This is a genomic window from Micropruina sp. (genome assembly GCF_027492755.1).
Classification (GTDB): Bacteria; Actinomycetota; Actinomycetes; order Propionibacteriales; family Propionibacteriaceae; genus Micropruina.
In genome coordinates this window covers 1-10,274 of the sequence record NZ_JAPUED010000135.1, presented here as the reverse complement: position 1 = coordinate 10,274, position 10,274 = coordinate 1, and the positions used below count along the sequence as shown (strand labels likewise).

The window sequence follows — 10,274 nt, the reverse complement described above, 5'->3', positions numbered from 1 at the left end:
CGCCGACGATAGTGATCGTCTTGCCCTCGAAGTCGCTGTCACCAGACTCCAGGGCACTGCTCTGCCCACTCTCCGCGCGAGCGCGGCTCTGCCCATTCTCCGCGGAGCGGAAGTGCCTCCGCATGGTGAACGCGTCCAGCAGCGCCTGGGTGGGGTGCTCGTGGGTGCCGTCGCCGGCGTTCACCACATGCGCCTTCACCCAGCCGGCCGCCTGGGCGACGGCGCCGGAGGAGCCGTGCCGGATCACGAAGCAGTCGGTGCCCATCGCGTCCAGGGTGAGCATGGTGTCCCGCAGCGACTCGCCCTTCGAGGTCGACGACCCCTTGCCGGTGACGTTGATGGTGTCGGCGGACATCCACTTTCCGGCCATCTCGAAGCTGGTCCGGGTGCGGGTGGAGTCCTCGAAGAACATGTTGATCACGGTGCGACCGCGCAGCGTCGGCAGCTTCTTGATCGGCCGGGACTGGATGGTGTGCATCTCTTCGGCGGTGTTCAGGATCGAGGTGATCTCGGCCAGGCTCAGGTCGCCGGCGCTCAGCAGATGTCGCATCAGACCTCCGTCAGGCTGATCGTGACCGCGTCGGCCTCGTCGATCTCGGCGAACCGGACGTTGACCCGGGCGTCGGGCGGGACCTGGACCTGTTTGCCGACGTGGTCGGCCTGGATCGGCAACTGCCGGTAGCCGCGGTCGATCAGCACCGCCAACTGGACGATGCGAGGGCGTCCGACGTCTTTCAGGGCGTCCAGCGAGGCGGCGATGGTGCGTCCGGTGAACAGCACATCGTCGACCAGCACCACGGTCAGGTCGTCGATCGAACGCGGAATCGTGGTGCGGCCGACCGCGCGGGTCGGCTGGCGGCGCAGGTCGTCGCGGTACATGGTGACGTCGAGTTCGCCGACACCCACCTCGACACCCTCGATGCTGCGGATCGCGTCGGCCAGTCGGCGGGCCAGCAGCACGCCGCGAGTCGGGATGCCCAGCAACACCAAGTCCTCACTGCCGGCGTTGGCTTCGACGATCTGGTGGGCCATCCGGGCCACGGCGCGCGCGATGTGATGGCCGTCCCACGTGAAGTGGGCGGGTTTCTTGGTCACGCGGATGCTCCTGTAGAGGTTGGTTGCGGCCGGCTCGGACGCCGAAACGGCCCGCCGACACTCTATCGAGAGTGGTCCCGCTGGTGCCTGCCGCGGTCCGTCGTCCGGTGTGCGCCCGCCACCCGAAGGGGTGATTTGTGGCCGAAGGTGAGTGGTGTGGGCGTGGGAAGGGGGTTGCCGACGGCTGCCGAGGATGGCTGGATGAACAGGTCGGCTTCGGCCGACGACACCGTGCAGCACCCCGCGCGCGGCGTCCGTTCTTCCACTGAGGAGGCCCCATGCCTTTCCTTCGCACCTCCCTGGCGACGCTCGCCGCCGGGCTCACCATCACCGGACTGCTCGCAACTCCGGCGTCGGCCACGGGGGCCGGCGACCGTGGCAGACACCACGCGGACGCGGTGGTGATCGCCCATCGCGGGGCGTCCGGGTATCGCCCCGAGCACACCCTCGCGGCCTACAAGCTGGCGGTGAAACAGTGCGCCGACTACATCGAGCCCGACGTGGTGACCACCAAGGACGGCGTCCTGGTCGATCGGCACGAACCGGAGATCGGCGGCACCACCGATGTTGCTGACCACCCCGAGTTCGCCAGCCGCAAGACCACCAAGCTGCTCGACGGCAACCCGGTGACCGGATGGTTCACCGAGGACTTCACGTTGGCCGAACTGCGTAGCCTGCGTGCGGTCGAGCGGCTGCCTGACCTGCGCCCGCAGAACACCAAGTACGACGGCCTGTACCAGGTGCCGACCCTGAAAGAGGTGCTCGCCTACGCCGCGAAGACGCGGACCTGCTCGGGCAAGCGGGTCGGTGTCATTCCCGAGATCAAGCACTCGACGTTCTTCCGGCAGCAGGGTTTCGACCTGGAGCCGAAGGTGGTGCGGTTGCTGCACCGCTACGGCTTCGACAGCCGACGCGATCCCGTCGTCATCCAGAGCTTCGAGATCAGCAATCTGCAACGGCTGAACCGGATGACCCGGGTGCGGCTGGTGCAGTTGATCGACTGCGCGGGTGGTCCGTACGACCAGATCGCCGCCGGACGGCAGGTGAGCTACGCCGACATGGTGACGCCGCGCGGACTGCGGGCGATCAGCCGGTACGCCGATCAGGTGGGTCTGTGCAAGGACGTGATGATCCCGCGCAAGGCCGACGGCACGCTGGACGCCCCCACACCGGTGATCCGGGACGCCCATCGAGCCGGCCTGACGGTGGTCGGTTGGACTTTCCGCCGGGAGAACAGCTTCCTGCCCGCGGAGTTCCGCAGCAGCAGCGACCCGGCTGCGGTTGGTGACCTGGTGGGTGAGATCCGGACCTTCCTGCGGGCCGGGATGGATCAGTTCTTCACCGACAACCCCGATCTCGGTGTTCGGGCGGTCCGTGGCCGACGCTGACGTTCGCCGACGGACGGCCGAGGTGCGCCTCCGTCCGGGCCGAGGGTCCGGACGGAGGTGCGCTGCTCGGCCGGCTCGGGTCGTGACGTGGCTGGCTTCGTGCAATACCCTGTGTCCATGTTCGGACTGATCCCGCTCAAGACCCTGCCGGGCTGGCCCGAGGCCCCCGATCCCACCGCGATCCAGTCGCTGACCGTGCTGCTGGGCGTGCCGGCCGCGATCGCGCTCGTTCTGCTGCTGCTGGTGATGGCGCCGAGCTGGTTCCGGCCCGACCGCTCCGGTAGCCAGGTCGCCCGCAAGGACTCCTGAGCCTCTGTCCGTCAGCCGGCGGCCTCCTGGCAGCGCAGGGCGCGCTCGACGTCGTCGCGCCGTTCGCTGACCATCCGGCGGACCGAGTCGGTGAGCTCGGTCGTCGCCATCCACTCGTCGATCCGGGCCAGGAGCGCCCGGTCGCCCAACGGGCGCGGGAACAGCAGTTCGCCGACGTTCTTCCGGATCGCCAGCGACCGTTGCCCCCAGCCATTGCGCTGGGCAGCGATGTCGGCCATCACCTCGAACCAGGGGTCCACATAGGGCCGCAGCACCTCGTCCTGATCGAGCGCCCAGAAGTGGGCGCAGATCTGGGTGTGGGTGGCGTTCGGCACCGAGGCGTCCTCGATCGCCAACCGCCAGGCTTCGGCTTTCGCGGCGGCGTCCGGACGCGCAGCGCGAGCGCCCGCGGCCTTCTCGGCTCCGGTGGCGGTGTTGTCCCGCGCCAGTTCGGCGTCGATGCCGGCATCGTCCAGGCCGCCGAGCTGGGCCAGCTGGGTGACGAATCGCCAGCGCAGGTCGGTGTCGACGACCAGGCCGGCCGGCACCTCGTCACCGGCCAGCCAGGCACGCAGCAGGTCGGCACCCGCCGACGTGGTGAGCGAACCAGCCAGCGCGCGCACGATCGCCAACTGGTGATCGGAGCCGGGTTCGGCGTCCTTCACCAGGCGCACGAGACCGGCCGTCCAGCGAGTCGCCAACGCGGCCCGGGCGGCCGGCGGCGTGTAGTACCGGACGGCCGCCTCGGCCTGAGCCAGCACGGCGGTCACCGCGGTCAGGTCGGTCTCGACCGCGACCCCGCGGGTCACCAGGTCGACGTAGTCGGACGCCGGCAACTGGGCGTCGCGGCACATGTCCCAGGTCGCGCCCCACAGCAGCGCCCGGGCCACCGGATCACGGAACTCGTGGATCCGCTCGACCACCACGTCCAGCCCGCGATCGACCCGGATCTTCGCGTACGACAGGTCGCCGTCGTTGAGCAGCACCACCGCCGGCGCCGGGACGCCGACCAGCGCCGGCACGTCGGTGCGCTCGCCGTCGATGTCGAGTTCGACCCGGTGCACACGCTCGATGCCGTCGTCGGTTGGGTCGTAGCAGCCGATCCCGATCCGGTGCCGGCGCAGGGTCGGCCACTGCCCGGTGGCGTGCTGGACGACGGTGAACCGGGAGAACCGTCCCCGTTCGTCGATCTCGTACTCGCAGGTCAGGGTGTTCACCCCGGCGGTCTGCAGCCACTGGCCGGTGAAGAAGGACAGGTCGCGTCCGGATGCCTCCTCCAGTGCCCGCAGCAGGTCGGTCAGCTGGGTGTTGCCCCAGGCGTGCCGTGCGAAATAGGTGCGGACGCCGGCCAGGAACGGTTCCAGCCCGACGAAGGCGACCAGCTGGCGCAGCGCCGAGGCGCCCTTGGCGTAGGTGATGCCGTCGAAGTTGAGTTCGACCGCTTCCAGGTCGACCATGTCGGCGGCGATCGGGTGGGTGGAGGGCAGCTGGTCCTGCCGGTAGGCCCAGGTCTTGCGCTGGTTGCAGAAGGTGGCCCACGGATCATCGCCGCCGTGCACCTTGCGGATCTCGTCCTGGGCGAAGTGGGAGGCCCATTCGGCGAACGACTCGTTGAGCCACAGGTCGTCCCACCAGGTCATCGTGACCAGGTCGCCGAACCACATGTGGGCCAGCTCATGAAGGATCGTGTTGTCCCGGGCCTCGTAAGCCGCAGAGGTGACCCGCGAGCGGTACAGGTACTCGTCGCGGATGGTGACACAGCCGGCGTTCTCCATGGCGCCGGCGTTGAACTCGGGGACGAACACCTGGGCGTAGTCGCTGAACGGGTACGGCTCGCCGAAATGCTCCTCGAAGACCTCGAAGCCCCGTGAAGTGGTGGCGAACAGCCGGTCCACGTCGAGGTAGGGCGCCATCGACGCCCGGCAGGAGAGTGAGAACGGAATCTCGGCCTCCCGGCCGCGGTAGCTGGTGCGCACCGTGTGGTACTCGCCGGCGATCAGGGCGGTGATGTAGGTCGAGATCGGCGGGGTCGGAGCGAACTCCCAGCGGCCCAGGTCGCCGGCTACCACGGGCTCCACCTCGGGCGAGTTGGACAGCACTGTCCAATGCGCCGGCGCGATCACCGCGAACTCGAAGGACGCCTTCAGGTTGGGCTGGTCGAAGCAGGCGTAGACGCGACGGGCGTCCGCGACCTCCAGCTGCGTGTAGCAGTACACCCGTGAGTCGACGGGGTCGACGAAGCGATGCAGTCCCTCGCCGGTGTTGCTGTATCGGCAGACGGCGGTGATGGCCAGCACATGGTCGCCCTCGGTGAGGGTGAACTCGAGCCGTTCGCCGTTGAATCCCGCGGTGTCGAGGGCGGTGCCGTCGAGGGTCGCCTCGACGATCGAGTCGGCGATCAGGTCGACGAACGTGGTGCCCGCGGTCGAGCTGAAGTTGATCGTCGAGGTGGAGGTGAAGGTGCTTGGCGAGCCGGTCAGATCGACGGTGACGCGGTAGCGGCTGGTGCTGAGCAGTTGGGAACGGGCGTGGGCTTCATCGCGGGTGATGTTGGCCGGGTACATGGTCCTCCAGGTGTGGGAGTCGCGCCAGGCGGTCACAGTACTCCTACTGCGCCGACGCGATGAAGGCGGCGAGCCGATCCCGATAGCGGTCGCGAAGCTCGTCGTCGAAGGCGTCGATGTCGCGGGTCGCCAGCGGCGGTTCGTCACCGAGTCCGGCGCGGTGCAGCGCCAGCAGTGCGGCGCCGGTGGCCACCGGTTCGGTCGCGGTGGTCAGAGTCGTCGGGACGCCGGCCAGCGTGGCCTTGATCCTTGCCCAGAGCGGGGTGCGATGCAGCGGATTCCCGGCGAGGGTGAGCTGGCTGGGACGGCGTCCGGACAAGGCCGTTTGGGTGTCGAGCACCCATTGCGCCTGGTAGCCGAGCGACTCCACGGCGGCGATGCCTAGGTGGGCCGGTGAACCGATCAGCCGGACGCGGGACGCCGGGTCAGGATCGGGGCACTGGCGTCCGGACGGGTACGGCAGCAGCCAGGCGTCGCCGGCCAGCGCTTTGTTGGTTTCGGTCGCTTCGGTGAGCAGTCCGGAGACATCACCACCGGTGTGCCGATCGGCCAGCCATTGCAGGAATCCGCCGGCCGATCCGGTGCCGGCGAGCAGGCCTTCCGTGATGCCGTCGACCGCGCGCACCACGCTCATGCCCTGGGCACGCACCGCCGGCCGTTCGGGGACCTGACCGACCAGGTTGAGGACGGCCTCGGCGGTACCCACCGAATCGGCCACCTGGCCGATGGTGCGAACGCCGGACGCCCAGGCAGCCACCTGATGATCGTGTCCGGCGACCACCACCGGAGTGCCGGGCCGGAGACCGGTTTGAGCGTTGGGGAGCGCTTGCGCCGGTTGATCGCCGGGCAAAGCGACCCGCGGAAGTTGGTCGGGGGTGAGCCCCACCGCGCCAAGCAGTGTCGGATCGAAGCTGCTGCTGAGCGGTTCGCCCGAGGCTGGAAGGCGGTAGGCCAGGGTGCGTCCGGCGAGCGTGTGATCGGTACGTGGCTCCCCGGTCAGAGCCAGGTGCACCGCGTCCGCCACCCCGACCCAGCGACGCATGGCGGCGAAGACGTCGGGCCGCTGGGCACGCAGCCACAGCCAGACGGCCAGCGAGGGCTTCGGCCCCGGCCGCACGCCCGTCGCCTGGAACAGCGCGTCGGCGCCCAGCCTGTCGGCCAGGGCACGGATCTCTGCGTCGTCGCGGGCGTCCTGCCAGGAGAGCAGCGGCGTGAGTGCCCGTCCGTCCGCATCGAGCGGGAACCCGGACTCAGCCATCGAAGCGATGCCGACCGCGTCGACCGGGCCAGCCCGGGTTGCTGTGGCGAGGCCCCTGATGACCACGGCCAGCAGATCGTCGAGTCGCGCCGGCGTGGGGTTGTTCAGCAATGTCGTACTGAGGCCGCGCTCCACTCGAACGACCTTGGTGTTGGTCGTTCCGATGTCGATGCCGACCGCTGCCGTCATGGTCACCATGGTGGCGGCTTGCCGCGATCCGGCACCACTACTCGAGGTTTGTCTGAAATCGACCCCAGAGTCGATGATCGCCCCGGCCGGAACGAGCCGGATCTCGCCTCCAGTTGCCGAGCCGATGGGGAGCGTGCCACGCACTCTGGGGTCGATTTCAGACAACTCCGTGAGTACGGTCTGCCAACGCGTCGTTGACTAGAGCGATGAACGCCTCTGGCTCGTCCTCAATGGCTGTCGCGGCGAGCGGGAGGACCCGCCAGCCGGCAGCCGCGAGCCGGGAGTACCGCCAACGGTCGCTGACGAACGCTGGTCGACCGTGGTGGAACTCCCATCCGTCGATCTCGATGACCAGGCGTGCGGCGAGGAAGACGATGTCCACGGTATAGGTGAGCTTTCCGGCGGTGACGACGTGGTTCGTGCACCAGCCGGTGAGTCCGGCGGCGCGGAGTAGTCGGTGGGTCCGCCGCTCGGCCTCGGACCACGGCTCATCCCGAGAATCCTCGATGAGTTCGCGGCGCAGACCGTTCTGCGGCCGGTGCGGCATCAGAGCCAGTGCCCGTCGCAGGTCGTCAAGGTTCACCGCCCTGCGGCGTAGCCCCTCGTCGATGGCTCTGCCGCCCAGCGGTGGGAGGAGGTCCAGCACCGACACCGCGGGTGCGGCGATGCGCAGCCTGCCCCGGTCGACGACAAGTTCATCGGGAATCGTGCGGAGCTCCCACCGGTATCCGGGCGTCGATGCCTTCACCTTCGCACTGACGGCGGCGGTCACTGAATCAAGGGGACACTCGGGCCACCAGAGCAGGCGGGCCGCGGCCGCACCCGTGAGCACGCAGTCTGGGCGAAACTCGGCAGCGGCGAGGATGCGCGCCTCCCAGGAAGGATCAGGTGGCGCGTAGACGCCGGGCAGCAATGCGTGCAGCCGGCCGGTGCGAACCTGATAGTCGAGGTGGTGCTGGATGGAGCGGTGAGCCCGTCGGGACAGGATGCCACCTTCGGCCTGCAGCAGTTCAGAAATGACCTTCACACCCTAGAAGGCAGTTTTCGAGACCCGTTTTGTGACAGCCCCCACGGTCTTTTCGTGTAGATGGTCTGAAATCGACCCCAGAGTGGGGTGCTCCCGGAAGCTGAGGTCGGCTTCCCACGCCTGAGATCGCCTGCCACGCAGGCGACTCTGGTGTCGATTTCAGACGATCTGCGAGTAGCCGCATGCGTTGCTGAAGCCAGCCTGTGAACCGGAGGCGGGCGGACCGATGCACCGCACTACCGTGAGCGCATGACGCAACGTGTGGACATGTGGTTCGACTCGGCCTGCCCTTGGGCGTGGATGACCTCCCGCTGGCTGCTTGAGGTCGAGAAGGTGCGTGACGTGGAGGTGTACTTCCACGTGATGAGTCTGTCGGTCCTGAACGAGGGCCGTGACCTGCCCGAGGACTACCGGGCGATGATGGATCAGGCCCTGCCGCTGGCGCGGGTGGCACTGGCCGTGCAGCGTGACCATCCCGAGAAGCTGCGGGACTACTACACCGCCATCGGCACCCTGCTGCATCCCGGCGGTCGGGACCTCTCTGATGAGACCGTCGCCGAGGCGCTGGCCGAGGCCGGCCTGCCGGCGTCGCTGCTGGAGGCCGGTCACACCGACGCGGCCGACGACGAACTGAAGCGCTCCCACCACGAGGGCATGGACCCGGTCGGTGACGAGGTCGGCACCCCGGTCATCCACATGAACGGCATGGCGCTGTTCGGTCCGGTGATCTCGCCGGCACCCAAGGGCGAACAGGCCGGCGACCTGTTCGACGGCTTCGCCAAGCTGACCGCCTACCCGGGCTTCTTCGAGGCCAAGCGCACCCGGACCGTCGGCCCGATCTTCGACTGAGGCTTCAGGTCGCCCGTTGGCCGAGCTTGTCGGAACCGGGTCTCGACAAGCTCGACCAACACCCGGCTAGCTAGGCAGTTCGGCTATGTTGACGACATGCGCGTTCATATCGCGGCCGACCACGCGGCCTACGACCTGAAGGAGTTCCTGGCCAAGGAACTGACCGGCGCCGGCTACGAGGTGGTCGACCATGGTGCGCATTCCTACGACGCCACCGATGACTATCCGTCGTACATCCTGCCGTGCGCCGAAGCGGTCGCGGCGGAGCCGGACAGCCGGGGCATCGTGCTGGGCGGCTCCGGCAACGGGGAACAGATCGCGGCCAACAAGGTCAAGGGTGTGCGCGCCGGGTTGGCCTACAACACCACGACCGCGCGGCTGGCCCGGGAACACAACGACGCCCGGATCGTCGCCCTCGGTGGACGGATGCAGTCGCTGAGCGACGCCTTGGAGATGGTGACCGTGTTCCTCGAGACACCCTTCTCGGGCGATCCGCGGCACGCCAGGCGGCTCGCCATGCTCGACGAATACGAACAGCGGCACGCCCGCTGACCGGCGTCCGAGCGGGGGAGTAGCCATGCCCGAGGGGCACGTGATCCATCGGCTTGCCGACGGCTTGACCGAACGCTTCGGCGGCCGGACGGTGCGGGTGAGCAGCCCGCAGGGCCGGTTCGCCGACGAGGCCGCACTGCTCGACGGCGATGTGCTGAACGGCGCCGAGGCGTACGGCAAACACCTGTTCATCGACTTCGGACCCGACCGAGTGGTGCACATTCATCTGGGCCTGATCGGAAAGCTATGGCTGCTGGACGGCCCGCCCACCTCACCCGCCGGCCTGGATACCTTGCGGTTGCTGATCGCCAGGGACATCCATCGCGCCGAGCTGCGCGGCCCGCAGTGGTGCCGGTTGATCACCGACGAGGCCCGCGACGAAGTGATGGCCAAAGCCGGCGACGATCCGATCCGTCCGGAATGCACCGGTGAGAAGGCGTGGGCGAAGATCTCCCGGTCCGGGCGCAGCATCGCCTCCCTCCTGATGGACCAGGCGGTGACCGCCGGCGTCGGCAACATCTACCGCGCCGAGGTGCTGTTCCGGCACCGGATCAACCCGTTCAAAGAGGGCAGGACGATCTCGCGGCGCACCTGGAACGCGGTCTGGGCCGACCTGGTGGTGCTGCTGCGACTCGGCGTCCGGGACGGCCGGATCGACACGGTGCGCGACGAACACATGCCCGAGGCGATGGGCCGCGACCCCCGCGTCGACCGGCACGGCGGCGAGGTGTACGTATACCGCCGCGCCGGCCTGCCCTGCCTGGTCTGCGGCACCCCGGTGCGCACCCAGGTGCTCGAAGGCCGCAACCTGTACTGGTGCCCACGCTGCCAGCGGCGGCGCTGACCGGACCGGCTGATGCGCTGGGGTGCGTTCGCGATCCGGGTCCGGGACGACGGTACCGGGTTCGCGCTGCTGCACGACGCGGACGTCTGGGCCGACTTCGAAATCGGCGGTCTGCAGCCCACCGGCCGGTTCACCGACGACGCCGACGAGGTCGAGCACGGTTTCACCCTCGGCGACGCAACCTGTGCGGTGAGGCATG

10 protein-coding genes and 1 pseudogene are annotated in these 10,274 nt (G+C 68.7%); 6 read left to right on the top strand and 5 right to left on the bottom strand.

Going from position 1 to position 10,274, the window contains the following annotated elements; all coding sequences use genetic code 11:
* Together Q0066_RS09940 and pyrR are read right to left on the bottom strand one after the other, a co-directional pair.
* Positions 1-550 (bottom strand): annotated as a pseudogene (locus tag Q0066_RS09940) (aspartate carbamoyltransferase); the annotation flags it as partial.
* Positions 550-1,095, bottom strand: coding sequence for a bifunctional pyr operon transcriptional regulator/uracil phosphoribosyltransferase PyrR (gene pyrR, locus Q0066_RS09935; protein WP_298132483.1), 546 nt, complete (start codon positions 1,093-1,095; stop codon positions 550-552). The gene pyrR and the pseudogene Q0066_RS09940, both read right to left, overlap by 1 nt.
* Positions 1,096-1,373: 278 nt before the next feature.
* Here pyrR and Q0066_RS09930 point away from each other — a divergent pair, with 278 nt between their 5' ends.
* Positions 1,374-2,483 (top strand): glycerophosphodiester phosphodiesterase, encoded by a 1,110-nt coding sequence (locus Q0066_RS09930; protein ID WP_298132482.1) that lies wholly within the window; start codon positions 1,374-1,376, stop codon positions 2,481-2,483.
* Between the two features lie 117 nt (positions 2,484-2,600).
* Positions 2,601-2,792 carry a hypothetical protein gene (locus tag Q0066_RS09925; protein ID WP_298132480.1) on the top strand — a complete coding sequence of 64 codons (192 nt, stop codon included), beginning with the start codon at positions 2,601-2,603 and terminating at the stop codon, positions 2,790-2,792.
* A gap of 11 nt (positions 2,793-2,803) precedes the next feature.
* Here Q0066_RS09925 and pepN read toward each other — a convergent pair whose 3' ends face one another.
* From pepN to Q0066_RS09910, 3 genes are all read right to left on the bottom strand, one after another.
* Complete coding sequence (gene pepN, locus Q0066_RS09920; protein ID WP_298132484.1) at positions 2,804-5,356, bottom strand: aminopeptidase N; 2,553 nt, start codon at positions 5,354-5,356, stop codon at positions 2,804-2,806.
* A gap of 43 nt (positions 5,357-5,399) precedes the next feature.
* Complete coding sequence (locus Q0066_RS09915; protein ID WP_298132478.1) at positions 5,400-6,803, bottom strand: FGGY family carbohydrate kinase; 1,404 nt, start codon at positions 6,801-6,803, stop codon at positions 5,400-5,402.
* 157 nt (positions 6,804-6,960) lie between these two features.
* Positions 6,961-7,575 carry a DUF559 domain-containing protein gene (locus Q0066_RS09910; protein ID WP_298132476.1) on the bottom strand — a complete coding sequence of 205 codons (615 nt, stop codon included), beginning with the start codon at positions 7,573-7,575 and terminating at the stop codon, positions 6,961-6,963.
* 504 nt (positions 7,576-8,079) lie between these two features.
* On the opposite strand from Q0066_RS09910, the gene Q0066_RS09905 reads away from it, so the two are divergent.
* The 4 genes from Q0066_RS09905 to Q0066_RS09890 form a co-directional block, all read left to right on the top strand.
* Positions 8,080-8,679: a DsbA family protein gene (locus Q0066_RS09905; RefSeq protein WP_298132474.1), complete on the top strand. Its 600-nt coding sequence runs from the start codon at positions 8,080-8,082 to the stop codon at positions 8,677-8,679.
* A gap of 96 nt (positions 8,680-8,775) precedes the next feature.
* Positions 8,776-9,231 (top strand): ribose-5-phosphate isomerase, encoded by a 456-nt coding sequence (locus tag Q0066_RS09900; RefSeq protein ID WP_298132472.1) that lies wholly within the window; start codon positions 8,776-8,778, stop codon positions 9,229-9,231.
* Between the two features lie 25 nt (positions 9,232-9,256).
* Complete coding sequence (locus Q0066_RS09895) at positions 9,257-10,075, top strand: DNA-formamidopyrimidine glycosylase family protein (protein WP_298132470.1); 819 nt, start codon at positions 9,257-9,259, stop codon at positions 10,073-10,075.
* Positions 10,076-10,087: 12 nt separating this feature from the next.
* On the top strand, positions 10,088-10,274 hold a 187-nt coding region (locus Q0066_RS09890), incomplete at its 3' end, for a hypothetical protein (RefSeq protein ID WP_298132468.1).